The sequence below is a fragment of the Novosphingobium sp. HNCC26DJ243 genome (genome assembly GCF_057180545.1).
In genome coordinates, this window is sequence record NZ_JBXUGN010000002.1 from 423,654 (window position 1) to 439,990 (window position 16,337).

21 protein-coding genes are annotated in these 16,337 nt (G+C 65.8%); 4 read left to right on the top strand and 17 right to left on the bottom strand.

The window, feature by feature from the left end:
• Positions 1-63: 63 nt before the first annotated feature.
• The 3 genes from AC2A04_RS09555 to AC2A04_RS09565 all read right to left on the bottom strand — a co-directional run bounded on the left by AC2A04_RS09555 (position 64) and on the right by AC2A04_RS09565 (position 1,810).
• Positions 64-498, bottom strand: a complete 435-nt coding sequence (locus AC2A04_RS09555) for a DUF2958 domain-containing protein (protein WP_484212090.1) — start codon at positions 496-498, stop codon at positions 64-66.
• Positions 495-1,466, bottom strand: coding sequence for an ArdC family protein (locus AC2A04_RS09560; protein WP_484212091.1), 972 nt, complete (start codon positions 1,464-1,466; stop codon positions 495-497). The genes AC2A04_RS09555 and AC2A04_RS09560 overlap by 4 nt, the downstream gene beginning before the upstream one ends.
• Positions 1,467-1,636: 170 nt before the next feature.
• Complete coding sequence (locus AC2A04_RS09565; protein WP_484212092.1) at positions 1,637-1,810, bottom strand: hypothetical protein; 174 nt, start codon at positions 1,808-1,810, stop codon at positions 1,637-1,639.
• A gap of 110 nt (positions 1,811-1,920) precedes the next feature.
• Between AC2A04_RS09565 and AC2A04_RS09570 the strand changes: the two genes are divergently transcribed.
• Complete coding sequence (locus tag AC2A04_RS09570) at positions 1,921-2,151, top strand: hypothetical protein (RefSeq protein ID WP_484212093.1); 231 nt, start codon at positions 1,921-1,923, stop codon at positions 2,149-2,151.
• A 60-nt stretch (positions 2,152-2,211) separates the two neighbouring features.
• Here AC2A04_RS09570 and AC2A04_RS09575 read toward each other — a convergent pair whose 3' ends face one another.
• Entirely contained in the window at positions 2,212-2,487 is a 276-nt protein-coding gene (locus tag AC2A04_RS09575; protein ID WP_484212094.1) for a hypothetical protein, read from the bottom strand.
• Between the two features lie 86 nt (positions 2,488-2,573).
• On the opposite strand from AC2A04_RS09575, the gene AC2A04_RS09580 reads away from it, so the two are divergent.
• Positions 2,574-2,795, top strand: coding sequence for a helix-turn-helix domain-containing protein (locus AC2A04_RS09580; RefSeq protein WP_484212095.1), 222 nt, complete (start codon positions 2,574-2,576; stop codon positions 2,793-2,795).
• On the opposite strand, the gene AC2A04_RS09585 is transcribed toward AC2A04_RS09580, so the two are convergent.
• From AC2A04_RS09585 to AC2A04_RS09640, 12 genes are all read right to left on the bottom strand, one after another.
• Positions 2,792-3,307, bottom strand: coding sequence for a DNA -binding domain-containing protein (locus AC2A04_RS09585; RefSeq protein WP_484212096.1), 516 nt, complete (start codon positions 3,305-3,307; stop codon positions 2,792-2,794). The two genes, AC2A04_RS09580 and AC2A04_RS09585, sit on opposite strands and share 4 nt — an antisense overlap.
• 25 nt (positions 3,308-3,332) lie before the next feature.
• On the bottom strand, positions 3,333-3,518 hold the full coding sequence (locus AC2A04_RS09590; protein ID WP_484212097.1) for a transcriptional regulator domain-containing protein: 186 nt from the start codon (positions 3,516-3,518) through the stop codon (positions 3,333-3,335).
• A gap of 10 nt (positions 3,519-3,528) precedes the next feature.
• On the bottom strand, positions 3,529-4,395 hold the full coding sequence (locus AC2A04_RS09595; RefSeq protein WP_484212098.1) for a phytanoyl-CoA dioxygenase family protein: 867 nt from the start codon (positions 4,393-4,395) through the stop codon (positions 3,529-3,531).
• Positions 4,392-4,997, bottom strand: a complete 606-nt coding sequence (locus tag AC2A04_RS09600; protein WP_484212099.1) for an acyl-homoserine-lactone synthase — start codon at positions 4,995-4,997, stop codon at positions 4,392-4,394. Before AC2A04_RS09600 ends, AC2A04_RS09595 begins: the two co-directional genes overlap by 4 nt.
• Positions 4,998-5,067: 70 nt before the next feature.
• Positions 5,068-5,856 (bottom strand): LuxR family transcriptional regulator, encoded by a 789-nt coding sequence (locus tag AC2A04_RS09605; RefSeq protein ID WP_484212100.1) that lies wholly within the window; start codon positions 5,854-5,856, stop codon positions 5,068-5,070.
• 214 nt (positions 5,857-6,070) lie between these two features.
• Positions 6,071-6,310 carry an aminotransferase class I/II-fold pyridoxal phosphate-dependent enzyme gene (locus AC2A04_RS09610; protein ID WP_484212101.1) on the bottom strand — a complete coding sequence of 80 codons (240 nt, stop codon included), beginning with the start codon at positions 6,308-6,310 and terminating at the stop codon, positions 6,071-6,073.
• Between the two features lie 100 nt (positions 6,311-6,410).
• The gene (locus AC2A04_RS09615; protein WP_484212102.1) at positions 6,411-8,051 is read right to left on the bottom strand and encodes an FAD-dependent monooxygenase; all 1,641 of its coding nucleotides are present in this window, start codon (positions 8,049-8,051) and stop codon (positions 6,411-6,413) included.
• A gap of 28 nt (positions 8,052-8,079) precedes the next feature.
• Positions 8,080-9,114: an SMP-30/gluconolactonase/LRE family protein gene (locus AC2A04_RS09620; protein ID WP_484212103.1), complete on the bottom strand. Its 1,035-nt coding sequence runs from the start codon at positions 9,112-9,114 to the stop codon at positions 8,080-8,082.
• A complete protein-coding gene (locus tag AC2A04_RS09625) occupies positions 9,111-10,268 on the bottom strand; it encodes an alpha/beta hydrolase family protein (RefSeq protein WP_484212104.1) in 1,158 nt (385 codons plus the stop codon). The genes AC2A04_RS09620 and AC2A04_RS09625 overlap by 4 nt, the downstream gene beginning before the upstream one ends.
• A 49-nt stretch (positions 10,269-10,317) precedes the next feature.
• Positions 10,318-11,289 carry a VOC family protein gene (locus AC2A04_RS09630; RefSeq protein WP_484212105.1) on the bottom strand — a complete coding sequence of 324 codons (972 nt, stop codon included), beginning with the start codon at positions 11,287-11,289 and terminating at the stop codon, positions 10,318-10,320.
• Between the two features lie 154 nt (positions 11,290-11,443).
• On the bottom strand, positions 11,444-12,376 hold the full coding sequence (locus AC2A04_RS09635) for a LysR family transcriptional regulator (RefSeq protein ID WP_484212106.1): 933 nt from the start codon (positions 12,374-12,376) through the stop codon (positions 11,444-11,446).
• Positions 12,377-12,446: 70 nt separating this feature from the next.
• Positions 12,447-13,778, bottom strand: a complete 1,332-nt coding sequence (locus AC2A04_RS09640; protein ID WP_484212107.1) for an MFS transporter — start codon at positions 13,776-13,778, stop codon at positions 12,447-12,449.
• A gap of 92 nt (positions 13,779-13,870) precedes the next feature.
• On the opposite strand from AC2A04_RS09640, the gene AC2A04_RS09645 reads away from it, so the two are divergent.
• Together AC2A04_RS09645 and AC2A04_RS09650 are read left to right on the top strand one after the other, a co-directional pair.
• Positions 13,871-14,515, top strand: coding sequence for a carboxymuconolactone decarboxylase family protein (locus AC2A04_RS09645; RefSeq protein ID WP_484212108.1), 645 nt, complete (start codon positions 13,871-13,873; stop codon positions 14,513-14,515).
• A 41-nt stretch (positions 14,516-14,556) separates the two neighbouring features.
• Positions 14,557-15,351 carry a glutathione S-transferase family protein gene (locus tag AC2A04_RS09650; RefSeq protein ID WP_484212109.1) on the top strand — a complete coding sequence of 265 codons (795 nt, stop codon included), beginning with the start codon at positions 14,557-14,559 and terminating at the stop codon, positions 15,349-15,351.
• A 38-nt stretch (positions 15,352-15,389) separates the two neighbouring features.
• Here the strand turns inward: AC2A04_RS09650 and AC2A04_RS09655 are convergent, their stop codons facing one another.
• Positions 15,390-16,316, bottom strand: a complete 927-nt coding sequence (locus AC2A04_RS09655) for a fumarylacetoacetate hydrolase family protein (RefSeq protein ID WP_484212110.1) — start codon at positions 16,314-16,316, stop codon at positions 15,390-15,392.
• Positions 16,317-16,337: the final 21 nt, after the last annotated feature.

Sequence of the window (16,337 nt, forward strand, 5' to 3'; positions counted from 1 at the left end):
GTCGCTCTTTGCTGGGATGGCGGGCCGGTTTTCGGATTGGCGGCGAAGCGCGCCGCCCGCGCTTCAACCGCCGCCCGGTTCGCCCGGACGGTGCGGAAGATCAGGGGCCGCGCGGGTCTGGACGGCGCGGCGCAACAAGGTTTCGGCCCACAGGATCGAACCGGCGCGGCGCGCCCACTCGGTCCAGATGGTCAGCGGAAAGGCGCTCTCGAACGACAGGTCGCGCTCGATGAACAGGCCGAAGGGCAGGCGGACTTCGGCGATCTCGGACAGGCTGAAATAGCCGAGTTCGGGGCAGCCGAACCCAAGGTCGGCCAGCCCGAACAGGGTGTCGCCGTCTTCGTCCAGTTCGGTCGCCAGCCATGTCGCCGCGCCAAGCGGATTGAACAGCTTGACCACCGGTGGCGGATCGAAGCGCTGTCCCTTCTCGTCACAGCCGCGGCGGGAAATGTCGTTGGCGCGGAGCGCGAAGCGCAGTTCGGGGGTCAGGAGGATCATGCCGCGATCCTCCCGTCTGCCTGCGTGGCCTGCGCCTCGCGGTGGCGCGCCAGAAGCCAGTCGGCGGCCTTGGTCGCGGCGCTGGCCGCGCGGAAGATCGCGCGATTGTCCTCGCGCAGCACCTCAAGCCACGAACCGATGTAATCGGCATGGCGCACGGTCGGCGTGATGCCGAGCGCGGCGCAGAGGAAGGCCGAGCCCATCTCGGCAACGAGTTCTTCCCGCGCGTAATCCTTGCTGCCGAAACCGTTGGTAAGGTCACGGTTCAACCGCTTGGCGTGGCCGGTGGCATGGGTCAGTTCGTGCAGGCAGGTCCGGTAATAATTGACCTGCTCGAAGAAGGCGGGCTGCGGCGGCACCTGCACGAAATCATGGGCGGGCACATAGAAGGCGCGTGTCCCCCCGATGCGGAAATCCACGCCCGACGCAGCGATCACCTCCTCGGCTACGGGCACGATCTCGCGCTCGGGCAGCGGCGCGGGATCGGACGCCAGCCCGGCACGAAGCCCCTCGCACTGCGCGACATTGAAGACGGTGAAGCGCTTGAGGAACGGCACCGCCTTGGCCTCGTCGCCATCGCGCGAGGCGCGTTCCTTCTCGGCCTCGGGGGTGAAGCGGTCGGCATAGACGACCGTCACGCCATGCTCGCCCTTGCGGACGCATCCGCCCGCCTCCTGCGCCTGCCGGAAGGTCAGCCACGATTGCGAAGGCCAGCCATGCTCGATGACCGCCCCCCACAGGATCAGGACATTGACGCCCGAATAGTTGCGCGCGGTGAGGGCATTGCGGGGCAATCCGGGTCCGGCGCTGCCCGCCGCGCCCCACGGCTGGACCCACGGCAAACGCCCGGCCTCAAGCTCGGAAATGATCCGCGCGGTCACCTCATCATACAGGTTCGCCCGGTTCTCGGTCTGACGATCTTCGCCCGCACCCTTGCGGCGGGAACGACGGTTGGCGGCATTTCGCATCGCTATCCTCCATCGCCACCCAAAAAGCGGCAAGCCTCCCCGGAAGGCGGGGGTGGGCGGCGAAATGCGACCAAGAGGCCCGGCTCCAGTGGCCGGCGGCACCGTCAGGGCGGAACGCAAGTGGAGCACCCCGAAGCGTAGCGGAGGGGTTGCCGCAGGCCGCGACGGGCCTAGCCGGGAGCGCCGCCCGCACCCGCCGTACCGGGAGAGGCACAAGCAACGCCGCCGCGCGAACGCGCGGCGTCCATCGTCACGCCAGCGATCGTGACCGGACGGCCGAGACCCGCCAGGGGCTCGGCGGAGACCGGCGCCTTGGCGGCGGTCGGAGTAGAGCGCGGTCGCACGAACGTGCGAGGCGCCAATTTGCATCTCGTTTTCAATAAAGATGGAGAGCATCGGGGAGGTGTTTCGCGGTTATGCGCGAAGCCTCAGGGTCCGGCCAATCCCGCGGGAAATGCCGCGCAATACGGATCGACTATTGAAAGGTTGGACCGGATCCCAGCGAGAGCGCCACAGCATTCCGGATGACGAACCATTCCGACAGCTCCTCATAATCGTGCGCGGCAATGAACGCGTCGATCCTGTCCTGGAGGAAACGCGCGACGTCGTCGCCATGTTCGGCGATCAGGTCCGGGCGATCAGAAAGGCCCTTGCATCGTCGCTGCTATCCACGATGCCGGAATAGCTCCATTCGATCGCCGATTCCATCGCGCAGCCACTTAAACGAACTCGCGAGGCGCCGGCTCTACTCGACCTTGATTTCAGGCCCGCGCTGGTTGAACGCATCAATCGCGATCCCGAGACCGTCGCCGACGATCCAGCGCGCGCGCTCGAGATGGGAACGCCAACAAGCCTCCGCGTCGGGCTCGGTGACATCGAGCCGCATCAGCGACGTCGCGGCTTCCTGCCATGCCCGGCCGGCGTCGGCCGCGTCCAAAAGGGCAGCATACAGGGCCAGGTGGCGGCGGTCATAGTCGACGGCAACGTCGCCAGACGGCGCTAGACGATCAAGGGTATCCATCTCTCTCTCTTCGCGCAGTTCACAGCCATCAGCGATATTAAATATAATGAATAACCCACCGGAGGCAATTCCTCGACCGTGGGTCGATGGACATGCGCAAGGTCATAGGGAGCAATTTTGCTCGACTGCGGAAGAGCAAAGGGCTGACCCAGGAAGCTGTCGCCGAGAAATCCGGATTTTCGCAGAGCTATATCGGGTGGCTTGAGCGCGGCCAGCGCAACCCCACTGCGATCTCCATATGGATGCTAGCTCAAGCGATTGACGCCATGCCCGCCGATCTAGTTCAACCGATCGACGAAAGTGCCTAGCGTCCAGCAAGAATGGGGTGCGGGCCCGCGCCAATCATGCGCTCGCCGGCGACGAGCATCCGACGGACAAGCGATTTCCGATGCTCACCTTCGCCCGGCCATGTGCCGGGTCCAAGGATGATGTCCGCAATTTCCCGCAGGCTGGCTCCGGTGCTTCGCGCGTCAGAGGCTTGCAAGGCGAGGAGCCGATTTCCCAGTTGAGCATGCCGGGGCGCCGGGACGGTCGCGCGACGGTACGCGCTGAGCGTTGAGATTTGAGCTGGAAGCCGATCGTCATCGGCCAAATCGAAACGAAGCGTTACCGGTCCGGCCGCCGCGGTGCCATCGATCACGTCGAACCGGATGACCTCGCCGCCGTGCTCGATCAGGAGATGTTCGGCGTGTGGCCCGCGCACGAACCGCGCATCGACCGCCAGCGCGTCGAAGAGGCGTGCGCCGGCGGCAGCAACAGGCTCCAAAGCCCGGACGGCGAGCACGCGCGGGTCGATGGCCGCCGACCAGACCGGCAGCACGCAGGCGCACGTCCGGGCCGGATCTTCAGGGAAAGTGCAGCCCCCAGCGTGCCGCGAAGTCGGCATCGGCGGCTACCCCGGCCGGCGGCAATGCCGGCAGGCCGGCAAAGGCTGCACGATAAGCCGGGTCGCGCCGAAGTACTTCCCATGCCAGCGCGCTGCGTCCCCGGCGGACGATGGCCTCGAAGGCAGCGGGATCGGGCGTGCTCACGTCGCGGGGCTCAGCCGAGCTCGCCCATCTGCGACTGGACGAACATCGCGGCAGCCTCGGCCTGGTCCGGCCGGAGCGCATCGACGGCCGGAAGATGGTCCGGCACATGGCCGCCGAGCAGGATCGACGGGCATTGTCCTTCGACATTGCCGAGGTTGGGTCGGTGCTGGGCGTAGCCGACCAGCGCGGCAAGTTCCGGCGAGAAGTGGCGCGCCACCTGTGGCGGATAGACCAGCCATTGCAGCTCGAACGGCTTCAGCCAGCCGAGGCAGTAGCTGATCACGACCCCGCGCCGCGGTGCGTTACTGACATTGCCGCCACCGCCGTGGAGCGTGGAGCCGAGGAAGATGAGGGCGTCGCCGGGCATCACCGCCGGCACGACCGACTCTTCTTCAGGAAGGACGGGAACGTCCTGATCGAACTGGCTTCCCGTCCACAGCCGCGTGCCACCGTTTTCGCGCGTGAATGGATTCAGCGGCCACATGACGTTGACGAGATATTCGAGGCCGCCCTTCGGACCCTGCCACATATCCTGGTCGCGATGCGGCAGCTGCGGCAGCGCGCCGGGATGGATCTCGATCGCCTGGGTCAGGTTGAGCGCGATCCGCTCGCACCATGGCAGCAGCATCTGCTCGACGATCTCCAAGACCAGCGGATGCATCGCCAGCCGCTCGATCGCCGGCGAACGGGTCAGCAGCGAACCGAAGCGCCTGGTCCGCTCTCCGTAGAAGGCTCCCTGGCACAAGGGGGTAGCGGCGAAGCGAGGATCGAGGTCCGCCTCGATGCCGGCGATCAGCGCGGGCTCGACCGCCCGCCCGAACACGCACCAGCCGTCGCGCGCGAGCGTCGCGGCGTAGCGATCGACCGCGGCGCTCACGCCGTCAGCCGGTCAAGCACGGGAGAATAGACGCCGGTCCAGCCAAGCCGCTCGGGCGTGTCCGGCCGGACGTGGATAAGAAAGGCGCCGATCGGTCCGCCCGGGATGCGCACCGCGGGTCCGAGCGGTTCGGCCTGCCAGCCCAGCGACAGCACTTCCTTACGGAACGGGTCCGGGATCACGCCTGTGTAGCGCTCGATGCCGCGATCGAGCGCAACGTCGACCATCGCGGAGAAAAGCATGTTTCGCAGCTCGCGGCGCCGCTCGGCTCCGTGGCGCTGGGGCAGGCACAGCCGCGTGGTTTCCCAGGTCGCCTCGTCGACCGGCACACCGAACGGACAGAGATGGGGAAAGAGCGTGCCGAGCATGTGCGGGCGGGTGCTCGGAAACAGCCGGATCGACGCCGCGTGTCCGCCGTCTTCATCGGCGGCGATCAGGTAGATTGTATCTGCATTGTCGAACTGGTCCATCTCGTACTGGCCGTCGACCACCGGCACATCCCAGCCGAACAGGTCGACGAAGAGGCGCTTGCGGTCGGCGAACATGGACCGAAGCAGCGGCTGGTTTCCTGCCGCCAGATGGTTGTCGATGACGTGGATCATGATGTGCTCCCGGTCGTGATTTCCACGCAGGAGGGAAGCAGCATTGCGCGGGTCAAAATAGACCGAGCGATTACTCGGGTTGACGGGCCTTCAGTTCGTCCAGCCCGATCTCGCCGGCGAGCACAGCGCTGACCACAAGCTCGGTCCGATCATGCGCGTCAAACAGACGACGCGCCTCCGTCAAATAGCCATCGACGGTGCGCGGCGCCAGCGCAAGCGCACGCGCGATCTGCTTGTTCGAATAGCCGCGCCCTGCCAGAATGACGCAGTCACGGGGACGCGGATGTAGCCTTGGCAAGGCCGCGACAATCGGCACCTCTCCCAATATCAGCCGCCGTGCGGCCTGAAACGCGAAGATGCCGATCATCTGCGCGGCCCCAAGATAACGGTGCGCAAGCTCAGGGTGGCGCATGCCCGCGAAGGTGCACGATCCCATGCGATCACCGAGCCGGGCATAGGGCACTGTGATGCCCTCGTTCAGGCCTTCGTGCCTGCCGAGCTCGAAGCTGGCGCGATCCTGCCGGTCCAGATGGATGAAGCGGGACAAATCGGACCAGAGGAATGCGCTGTCAGCGAAGATGCAGGCGCGGATGATCGGATCACGGCGATAAAGATGTTGGCCGATCAGGCGATCAGTGATCGCCGGGGGATAGTCCTTGAGATCGACGCGGTCGGACCGTGCCTCCCGGAGATCGTCATGATGGATCAGCGCATAATGGCGAAAACCCATCTCGCGCGCAACGGCTCCCATCAGCGAGATGAGCTCGTCTCGTGACACCACCGCGCGCAGGGCCCCGACGACGGCGTCGGTCAGTGCGAGGCAGCATAAGCTGCCTCGCCACTCAGGATTAGACGGCATACTCCCACGTCCTTCTCCCCCTATTCAACCGACAGTAAATCTCCACTTTTTGCGCATCGTAGCGAGCGCGTTCGGCTTGTTCCCGAATTAGGGGGCGCTTGCTCCAATAGGCGGAGCACACGGCGGTAGAACTGCCCTTGAAGGGGCGCGGTACAGTTGCTCTGACAACACCATCGCCAACTTTTCGCTCCTTGATCGGCCATGGTCGTGCCTTTCAGGAGGGAAGGTGCGGAGCAAGGGCGGAGACGAACTGCCCAACCGTTTCCTCGCGCAGACCAGCTATGTTGATGCGGCCGGAATCCGGCATGTAGATCGCATGCCGCTCCCGCAGCTCCGCCACGCTCGCACGGCCGATAGGCAGGAGCGCGAACAGGCCCTGTTGGCGCGCGACCGGTGCGAGCGCCGGATGCGCCCCGCCAAGCCGAGCGCGCAGAGCGCGGATGCGGGCGCACATGCCGGCCAATTCCGAACGCCAGTCCTCTTCCGGCACTGAAAGTGCGGTGCGTCGCGCGGTGGCCGGAGGATAGACTAGCCATCACCGTTTCAAAATGAAGTCATGCGGGCGTGACGGGGCTGTGCACCTGGCGCGCCGTGACCCGTTCGAACAAGTTGGCGGGAAGATCTTCGCCGCGCCATGCAACATGCTGGTCGGGGCGGATCAGCGCCAACGGCGCTTCATATAGCGATTCGAGCCCGGCATCGGGAAACCGCGCCACCTTCAACGGGATCGCCAGCGCCTTGGCCCGCGCGACCGCCTCGGCTACCACCTCGTCGTGCCCGGCGACAAGGACCAGCAGGGTGAATCCCGGCCCGAACCAGTCGTAGAGAGAAACCTCGGCATCCAACCACGCGTGCGGCGCAAGGCAGCCGGGCATCGCGCTGGGTTCGTATTCATGGTCCGGTTCCCACCGTTCGTCACCTTCGTCGAACACGATCGGCGATCCCTGATAGCAATAGCCCAGCGTCACCCCTAGGCTATGGAACTGCGGTTGTTTCTTGGTCAGAATGATCTCGCCCAGTTTTTGGCGAATTGCCTGGCCCTGCGTGCCGGGGTCCTCTATCCCTTCGGGAACCAGCTGGTTGGGCGACATTTCGTGGTGCGACAGCGCTTCGGCGATCACCATCTGGTGGACCCGACGCCGTTCGCCCTCGTAAGTATCCAGCATCGCGGGCTCGGCCCAGCCTTGCAGCACCGCCGCCAGCTTCCAGCCGAGGTCGAGCCCGTCGGCGATGCCCATGTTCATGCCGTGCCCGCCATAAGGCGGGTGCAGGTGGCAGGCATCGCCGATCAGGAAGGCGCGGCCGTCGGCGTAATGATCGGCCAGTAATCCGCTGGCGATCCATTCGTCGGACGACAGGACGGTGTAAGGCAGGTCGATCCCCGTTGCGATGCGGATCGCCTCTGCCGCTTCTTCCTTCGAATAGGTCACGCCGTCAGCCAGTCCGGTCGGCATGAAGTACCAGCGATCGCCGCTGTCCATCGGGCCGATTACGCCGGGGACGTCGCGGTTCAACTGCCAGATGATCACGCCGGGTCCGTGGCCATGCGTTTCGGCAAGGCCCGGCGCCTCGAAGATGATGTTATAGTTGCGCGAAAGGGCGCTCTGCCCCTCCATCGTCACGCCCATCAGCGACCGCATCGTGCTGTGCGCCCCGTCGGCCCCAACGATATAGCGCGCCCGTACGGCATGCTCGGTGCCGCCCGCCAGGGTGCGGATCGTCGCGGTGACGCCGTCGCCATCTTGCGCGAAGGCCCGCAATTCCTCGCCGAACGAGACGGTGACCGACGGGAGGGTGGCGACGTGGTCCATCATCACCTGTTCGAGCAGATATTGCGGTATCCACTGCGCATGGGCGGAGAAACGGGGATCGTGCCCAGGCCGGCACCCGAAGGCATGCTCGATCCGGGCGATCAGCGGCCCACCCAGCCGGGTGACGAACAGGATGTTCGACGGATAGTCGGCACCGAACGGCGCCGCCGCCTCGAACGCGTCCTGCAGGCCCCAGCGGCGCAACAGTTCGGCGGTGCGTACGTTGCTCAGCTTGGCGCGGGGGGCGTGGCCCGCCCGCTCGCGCCGCTCCACCACGCGGCAGGCGATGCCGCGCATGCCCAGTTCGATGGCCAGCGCCAGCCCTGCGGGACCCGCGCCGACGATGACGACGTCGGTGGTTGCGTCGTTTGCCTGTCCGGCCATGCGGTTCTCTCCCTCCATCGGCTTGCGGTTACCAGTGCACCATCGGCAGGCCCGCGACGGGGCTTTGAAAACAGGGCAGGGTTCTGCCGCGCAGGCTGCCGAGATAGACGGTGCGAAGGTCGGTCCCGCCGAAGGTGACGCTGGCCATCCAGTTGCCGATCGGGCCGCCGCATTCCATCATTAGGTCAAACGGGACGGGGTCGCCGGTGGCAAAGGCGGCCTCGAACCGGGCGGTCGCCGCCGCGTCGCCATCGTCCAGCAGGTCGAGCACGTCGCCCTGCGGGGTGATCGCGATCAGCCGGTCGGCAAAGATCATCGTCGCCCACAGGTTGCCGTAGGCGTCGAAGGCGATGCCGTCGATCACCCCGGCGCCAAGGCCATCGGGACCAAAAGTCTCGCGGTCTGTCACCACGCCGTCGTCGCCGATGCGCAGCCGGGTCACGCGCTTGCCCGTGGTTTCGGCGACGTAGAGCCATTCCTCTGCCGCGTCGAAGCGGATCTCGTTCGTGAACTGGAACCCGTCGGCGACGATGCGCGCACCGCGTTCGTCGATCAGCAACAGGTAACCATCGGCCAGCCGCGCATTCATCGCCTCGGTCCAGGGGTTGGTCCGCGTCGTCACCGTCACCCAGACGCGGTCGCGGCTGTCGCGCAGCACGAAGTTGACCTTGCCAAGCGGCTGGCCTTCCAGCGCATCGAGCAGGACACGGGTCGCCCCGGTTTCGGGATCCATCAGTTCCAGCCGGTCGGTGCCGAAGTTCGAAATTAGGATTTGTCCATCGGCGGCTAAGGCCAGCCCGTTGGGCAGGGTGCCGTCGATCAGGCGCTGTTCATTGCCCGTACCGCCCGATGCCTCCTCCGACTGGCAGATCACGCGTTGCCGGCCATCGGGCGCGATGTGCACCACGCCGCCGCGGGCATCGGCCGTCCACAGGCTGCCGTCGCGTTCGGCCAGAATGCATTCTGGGCGCTGCAGGTCGTGCCCGCGATGGCCGATGGCGCCGCGATCGACGGTGAAGCCGATCAGCGGGTTCGGCCCCGCGCCTTGGCGGATCAGCGTCATCGCACGCCCCTTGGCACGAACCGGTCGGCGACCCAGTCGGCGATGAAGCTCAGCACCGGTTCGGTGTTGTCGGCGCTGACGTGTTCGACCCCGCCCTCGCTTTCGGTAAAGATCTTCAGGTCCTTGTCAGGGCTGTTCGCCGCCTCGGCGAAGCTCCGGTGCGCATCGGCCAGCGGGATCTGCCGGTCGTTGGACCCGTGCGTGACGAGGAAGGGCACCTTGATCCGGTCGAGATGACCCGACAGCGTGATGTCGGGCACGAAGTCCATGAAGGTCGCCATGTCGCGCTGGCCCCAGACCCACATGACGTGGTCCCAGTAATGCGGCACCGGCATCTTGCCCTCGCGCGCCAGGCGGCGTTGTTGCAGGGCGCCCCAGTTGTGGTTCGCCCCCCATGCGACGCAAAGCGCAAAACGCGGTTCGTAGGCGGCGGCGCGGGGCGAGAAATAGCCGCCCAGCGACCAGCCGATCATGCCGATCCGTACCGGATCGACATCGGCGCGAGCCCCTAGCACGTCCACTGCCGCGCCGGCCCAGCGTTCCGAGGCGATAACCGCGGGCAATCCGCGGTTACGCAGTGCATCGCCGCTGCCCGGCTGGTCCACCATCAGGCATGATATGCCGCGTTTCGCAAATGCCTCGCGCACGACGAGGAAGATCATCTCCTTCGTACTGTCTAGACCGTTGCAGAACACCATGCACGGGCGCGGGCCCTCGCCATGGCCACGCACGAACAGCGCCGGATAGCTGCTGCCTTCATAGGGGATCTCGACCCGTTCGCAGTTGACCTCGCCGGTAGCGATCGCCTTATCGAGCGTTTCGCTCATCGTCGCGTACATCGCGCGGCGCGGGGTGTAGTCGCGGCTCTGCATCCGTTCGGCGGTGACGTAGTAGGCGACCGCACGCTGGTACTTTTCGGCGGCGGTGATCGCGTGACCGGCGGCCATCGCGGCATCGCCCTGATCACGCAGCCGGTCGGCCAAGTCGCCCCACGAACGGAAGAATGCCTCGGTGCCGCCGTCCTCGCCTTCCTGCGCGGCCAGCCGCACGGTGGCGTTGGCGGCTCCGATCTCGCCCATCACCCCGCCCATTTCCAGCGCCATGCAGACCGACAGGTTCCACACATAGTTTCCATCGAACGGCTCGTACATCATCGGGCGGGCAATCCTCTATTTCTCGGCAGGGCCTAGGCGGTGCGGCGGTTCAGCCCTTGGGGTCGAGATATTCGACCCGCCATTCGGGCTCTTCCATCAGGAACGGCGGCAGATTGTGCGCGAATTGCGCATAAGCGAACAGCGGTACGGTCCAGCGGCGCGGCACCCAGTTGTCGTCGACGTAGTCGCTATCGGCACCATACTCCGCCTCGCCCCCGGCCGGGGAATGGAGGTAGTAGAACAGCGCCGAATCGATTCGGTGTCGGCCCAGCCCCATGTCCGACGGGGGCCAGCCCTGCCGCGTCATGTGGTTGGCACCCAGCATGATCTCGTCAAGGTCCTCGACCCCGAAATTGGCGTGGTGGAACCGCGTCGTGCCATCGGCGCCTGGTAGCGGCGCGTCGGCGTTCAGCAACAGCAGGTTGTGATGGTTTATGGCGCCCGGCGCGCGAAGATAGCGACCGAAGCCTTCCTGCACGTCGCTAATCCGGAAATGCAGACGCGTCATCATGAACTCGGTCGCCGCCTCATACTCGCGCAGCTGGAAGACGACGTGCTGGATGGTTTTCGGCCGGGCGCGCTTGCGCCACTTGCGATGCTGATTCATACGGCCGACGTGGCCCAGCGAATTGACCGGATCGGGCGCCTGCACGATCGACCGTTTGGCATAGGGAGCCAGCGCCATCGGTATCCCGAAATCGGGCACGAAGGCGATGGTGCCGTCGCCCGCTTCCGTCAGATCGTGATCGCGGGCCAGGTCGTCGGTCAGTCGGGCAAAACTGTCTGCCCCGTCGACGCCCCAGACGATGCGTTCGACCCCGTCACCCACGATCGTGCTGCCCGCGATCGGCGGTACGCCCTCAGCCAATTCGATCGACGATCCTTCCTGCAAGGCGTAGCGCGTGAGCCGATCCGTGCATCCGGCATCATGGCGGAGCAGCCCGAAGTCGTCGAAAAAGCGCGTGCATTCGGCCAGGTCCGATACCCGGTATCGCAGCGATTTGATGCCGTTGACGGACATGATGGCGTACCCCTCTCGCTGGCCGGCGTGACCGTATCATCCGGCCCTTTGTCTTGCGGTCGGGTCAGTCCTATCGGCGGAGCGTGACGCGGTGAAATCGCCATTTCCAATCGCGTCGATCATCGGCACCGATGCGGGTGAGGGTGGCGCGCCGTCAGGCGGTGCCGGCCGCGGTTTCCTCTGCGATCAGGTCGCGCAGCCAGCGGTGGCCGGGATCCTCGTCGAACCGGGCGTGCCACATCATGCACTCCTCGATCGGGGGCAGCGGGAAGGGTGGAGCTACGGTGCGCACCGCCAGCATCGAACCGAGCGTGCGCACGATCCCGGCAGGAACCGTGGCGATCAGCTCGGTGCCGGGAAGCTGGAATAGCAACAGCGAAAAGGCGGGAACCTGCACGGTATAGGTAACGGTGATGCCCATCTCCTCTACCGCAACGCCGTCGACCGTGCGCATCTTCTCGCCGAAATAGGCGCGGGCGTGGGGATAGCGTTCGTAATCAGCCTGCGTCATCGCGGCACCGACAGGGTGATCGGCGGCGACCACGCACACGAAGTGATCGGTGTAGAGCGTGCGCAGGTGCAGCATGTCAGGATGTTCGGGCCGGCGCAGCGAACGGCGCGCATCGGGCATGACGCACATGTCGAGCGCGCCCGATTCCAGCCGCTCGAACGTGTCGATCGCGACCGGCTCGGCGATCAGGGCCACACCCGGTGCGGCCCGCGCCACGCGGCGGACCAGCCCTGGCATAATCGTCATCAGGCAATAGTCCGACATCGCCATGCGAAAGGTGCGCTTGGCGCTGGCGGGGTCGAAATCCTCATGCAGGTTGAGGATGTTCTGGATATTGAGCAGCGCCTCGCGCACCGGTTCCGCCAGCAGGCGCGCACGCGGGGTCAGTTCCATCTCGCGCCCGGTGCGCACCAGCAGTTCGTCGTCGAAGATTTCGCGCAGCTTCAGGAGTGAACCGCTCACTGCGGGTTGTGACAGGAACAGCTTGCGAGACGCTTTGGTCACGCCCTTTTCGGTCAGCAGCACGTCGAGGATGCGCAACAGGTTGAGATCGATACGAGACAGTTGTGGGTTCAACGCGCCGTGCCTTTTGCCAAGCGGCGAAGGAACAGCCTTCGGTGGTCCTCGTCAAGCCTTTGCGGTCGGATCAGGGCCGTGGCCTCGCGGCCCACCGGGCCAGCACCAACGCTGCGCCCACCGCTCCAGTCGCCAACAGCGCGCCGATCGCGACGGGTGAGCAGCCCCACGTGTATAAAAATCCGGCCAACACCGTAGAGACAACCATACCCAGCCGTCCGCTGGCCATGGACACGCCGATCCCTGTAGATCGCATGTTGGTGGCAAACGCGGTGGCAAGGATGCCATAGACGCCCGCGATGCTCGCGACAGCAAAGAAGCCCTCTAACGCGGCGACGATCCGCAACGGGCCCAATGCCGCGGGTAAGCCGCCGAAGCAGGCGACGCCGATCGCGGTCGCCACCAGCGCCAGCGCCGCCACCGGCACCGCGGCGAACCGGCGGGCGAGCAACCCCATTGCGATCGCACCGACCACCCCGCCCATGTTCTGCACCATGCTGACCGAGGCGGCGGACGCGGCATCGAAACCCCGGTCGGCCACGATCTGCGGCAGCCAGCCGAGAAAGAAATAGACCGTGCTCATCATCAGGAAGTTGATCCCCAGCATCGCCGCCGTGGTGCCGCGCATTGCCGGGGCGAACAGCCCGGCGAACGAGGTGCCGGGCGTGTGGGGGGCGGTTGGCGCGACGTGGACTGGGCCGGCGATGCCCCAGCGCGATGCAATCGCTAGCAAGGTCCGGCGCGCGGCAGGATCGTCGCGCGCTGCCAGGAAATCGATGGACTCTGGCAAGGTGAAAAACGCGCAGACAGCCACCGCCAGCGTCAGAATCGCCCCGGCGACGAACAGCGCGTGCCAGCTATAAGCCGCGAGGATCGCCGACGCCGCAAACGCGCCCAGCGTCGCCCCGGCGGGAAAGCCCAAAGACATCACCGACGCAGTCAGCACGCGGTTGCGCGCATTGGCATATTCGCTGGCCAGGGACAGCGAGGGGCCCGCCATCGCGCCGATCGCCAGCCCCGTCGCAAAGCGCAGAATGCAAAGCTGAACCGTCGTCTGCGCCAGCGCGGTCAGCGCCATCGTCGCCGAAATGACCAGCATCGCCGCCAGGATGACCCGGCGCCGCCCGAACCGATCGGCTAGGGCCGACAGTAAGACCGAGCCGATGCCGATGCCCGCCAGGTTCATCGCCATCACGATGCCGAATGCCGCCTTGCTCATCCCGGTTTCGGCGATCAGTTGCGGCCCGGCAAAGCTCATCGACAGGATGTCGAACCCGTCCGCCATGGTCAGCGCCAGCGTCGTTGCCACGCCCGCGATCTGCGCGCCGCTCATCGGGCGTTCGGCGATCAGCGTGCGGATATCGATTGCCGCCGGGTAGGTATTGATGGCGTCTGCCCTCACGGAACATCCTGCTTGATGGCTGCCGGTTCTGCGCCCGGCCGTTGGCCATCGCCTATCGCCGTCGGCGCCCGCTTGCCAAATCGGTTACGCTGATGGCGCGGATCGAAAATGGCAATTTCCCGTGCGGGCACCGGGTGAGCAAGGCGGAAGTGGAGGCGAGCCGTCCGCGCGGCAAAAACGAAGAGGATGCCATGGCTAGAATTCCGTTGCTTCAGGACCTTGGCAGTGTACCCGCCAGCCTGCTCGACCCGTTGCTCGAACGGCGCGGGGGCAAGTTGCTGAAGGTGGACCAGCTGCTGCTGCACAGCCCGGCCTTTGCCGCAGGGTGGAACGCGCTGATCCGTGCCGTCGCGGCGGAGCTGACGCTGGCACCGCGCGCATCGCAGATGATCATGACCGCGGTCGCGGTGCTGAACCGCTGCGAGTACGAGCGGGTTGCACACGGCGGCGCATTCTTGAAGGCGGGTGGCACCCCGGCGCAGCTCGACGCGCTGTGTGACGATCCGGTTGCCGCCGCCGACGCAGACCTGTTCGACGCCACAGATCGCGCCCTGCTAGCGCTGGTGGTCGAGATGACCCGCCACGTTACCGTGTCGGATGCGACTTTTGCCGCCGCCCGCGCCACCTGCGATGGCGACCGCGAAATGGCCGATGTCGTCGCCACTATTGCCGCCTATAACATGGCCACCCGCTATATCGTCGCGTTTGACCTTGTGCCGGACGAAGACGGGCTGTGACAGCGATGACGCGGCAAGGACTGCGGAAAGGACAAGGGACGATGCCGGTACTATATCACTTCGGAGGCGCGATCTGCGCGCAGAAGGTGCGGCTGGCGCTTGCCGAAAAGCAGGTGCCTTACGAAAGCCGGCTGTGCGAGGGGGCGACGCTGCGCGATCCCGAATACCTGCGGCTAAATCCCAATGGCGTCGTGCCAACCCTGGTCGACGACGGCGTGGTCTTGAACGAGAGCCGGATCATCAGCGAATATGTCGAGGACGCCTTTGACGGCCCGGCGCTGATGCCCGCCGATGCGGCGGGACGGCATCGGGTGCGGCTATGGTCGAAACAGGTGGACGACAGCCTCCACCTCAACGTCTTCATCCTGACCTTTGCCGCGATCGGGCGCGAGATGTTCCGCCAGCTTCCGGCCGAGACGCTGGAGCATGCACTGCCAGGGCTGACCGATCCGAGCAAGCGCCGGATATCGCGCGACCTGTTCGATCATGGCTGGGACGCGCCGTGGCCGGCGATGGCCGTGCGCCGGTTCGCGCAGCTGGCACAGGCGATGGACGATGCGCTGGCCAGTGCGCCCTTTCTGGCGGGCGACGCCTATACGCTGGCCGATGCCGACCTGACGCCTTACGTCACCCGCCTGCGCGATCTGGGCCTGGGCGCGTTGTTCGCGAGCAAGCCCAACCTTGGCGACTGGTATGCGCGGATGCGGGACCGGGCGAGTTACGCGATGGCGCTGACTGCATGGGTCGATGATGCCGAGGAACAGCGTTATGCTGGCGGGCGTGAGCGTTCGGCAGAGCCGATGGCGGCGTTGATCGAGGCGGTGGGGGCGCGCTAGCGCGCACCCCCCCTTCCACCCGGATCAAGGGGACGGGTTCAGGCCGCCGAGCCTTCGGCCAGTACGCGCGAGATGCGGTCGACTTCCAATTCGGGGAAGCGCTTCGCGGTCGAGGCGATCACCTTGTTCTCGATCGCGCCGATGTTTTCGATCTCACAGCGGACGATGTCGCCTTCCTTCAGGTGCACTTGCGGCGTCATCGCATGGCCGACGCCTTCGGGCGTGCCGGTGACGAGGATGTTGCCCGGCTCCAGCGTGAAGGCGGTCGACAGGTATTCGATCTGCTCCCAGATATTGTAGATCATCTCGCTAGTGCTCGAATCCTGGCGCAGTTCGCCGTTGACCCATGTCCGCATCCTCAGGTTGTGCGGATCGCCGATCTCGTCGGGAGTGACAATGTAGGGTCCGATCGGGCCATGCGTGTCGAACGACTTGCCGATGGTCCAGGTGTTGGTGTGCAGCTGCCAGTCGCGCGCCGAAACGTCGTTGGCAACGGTATAGCCGAAGACGTGGTTCGGCGCCTCTTCGGGAGAGACGTAACGGGCCGTCTGGCCGATTACCGCGGCCAGTTCGATCTCATAGTCGAGCTGCGTGGTGACGCCCGGATCGATATCGTCGAACGGTCCCGACAGTGAAATCGTCGCCTTGGGAAACCAGACCTGGTATTTCGGCGGTACCACGCCCAGCGCCACGCCTTCCAGCGCGTGCTTGTAATAGTTCATGCCGATCGCGAGAAAGTTGCTGGGCCGCTCGATCGGGGCCAGCAGTTTCGCTTCGGCCAGCGCGTCGCGCGGCTGCGCGCCGGCCAGCTTGTCGCCCAGCCGGTCAAGCGCATCAGGCCCGGCGGCGGCAAGATCGACCATGCGGGAATATTCGGGCAGGACGTCGGCGATGCGGACGATGCCGTCCCCCAATACGACACCGGCAACCGGGTTGCCATCGACGTTGTAGCGCAAGAGTTTCATTGCAGGTTCTCCCAAGAAGGC

Excerpts from the sequence above, each read along its gene's own strand:
- AC2A04_RS09555 (WP_484212090.1), bottom strand. The coding sequence starts at position 498 with ATGATCCTCCTGACCCCCGAACTGCGCTTCGCGCTCCGCGCCAACGAC.
- AC2A04_RS09560 (WP_484212091.1), bottom strand. The coding sequence starts at position 1,466 with ATGCGAAATGCCGCCAACCGTCGTTCCCGCCGCAAGGGTGCGGGCGAA.
- AC2A04_RS09570 (WP_484212093.1), top strand. The coding sequence starts at position 1,921 with ATGCCGCGCAATACGGATCGACTATTGAAAGGTTGGACCGGATCCCAG.
- AC2A04_RS09575 (WP_484212094.1), bottom strand. The coding sequence starts at position 2,487 with ATGGATACCCTTGATCGTCTAGCGCCGTCTGGCGACGTTGCCGTCGAC.
- AC2A04_RS09580 (WP_484212095.1), top strand. The coding sequence starts at position 2,574 with ATGGACATGCGCAAGGTCATAGGGAGCAATTTTGCTCGACTGCGGAAG.
- AC2A04_RS09600 (WP_484212099.1), bottom strand. The coding sequence starts at position 4,997 with ATGATCCACGTCATCGACAACCATCTGGCGGCAGGAAACCAGCCGCTG.
- AC2A04_RS09605 (WP_484212100.1), bottom strand. The coding sequence starts at position 5,856 with ATGCCGTCTAATCCTGAGTGGCGAGGCAGCTTATGCTGCCTCGCACTG.
- AC2A04_RS09610 (WP_484212101.1), bottom strand. The coding sequence starts at position 6,310 with ATGTGCGCCCGCATCCGCGCTCTGCGCGCTCGGCTTGGCGGGGCGCAT.
- AC2A04_RS09615 (WP_484212102.1), bottom strand. The coding sequence starts at position 8,051 with ATGGCCGGACAGGCAAACGACGCAACCACCGACGTCGTCATCGTCGGC.
- AC2A04_RS09620 (WP_484212103.1), bottom strand. The coding sequence starts at position 9,114 with ATGACGCTGATCCGCCAAGGCGCGGGGCCGAACCCGCTGATCGGCTTC.
- AC2A04_RS09625 (WP_484212104.1), bottom strand. The coding sequence starts at position 10,268 with ATGATGTACGAGCCGTTCGATGGAAACTATGTGTGGAACCTGTCGGTC.
- AC2A04_RS09630 (WP_484212105.1), bottom strand. The coding sequence starts at position 11,289 with ATGTCCGTCAACGGCATCAAATCGCTGCGATACCGGGTATCGGACCTG.
- AC2A04_RS09645 (WP_484212108.1), top strand. The coding sequence starts at position 13,871 with ATGGCGCGGATCGAAAATGGCAATTTCCCGTGCGGGCACCGGGTGAGC.
- AC2A04_RS09650 (WP_484212109.1), top strand. The coding sequence starts at position 14,557 with ATGCCGGTACTATATCACTTCGGAGGCGCGATCTGCGCGCAGAAGGTG.
- AC2A04_RS09655 (WP_484212110.1), bottom strand. The coding sequence starts at position 16,316 with ATGAAACTCTTGCGCTACAACGTCGATGGCAACCCGGTTGCCGGTGTC.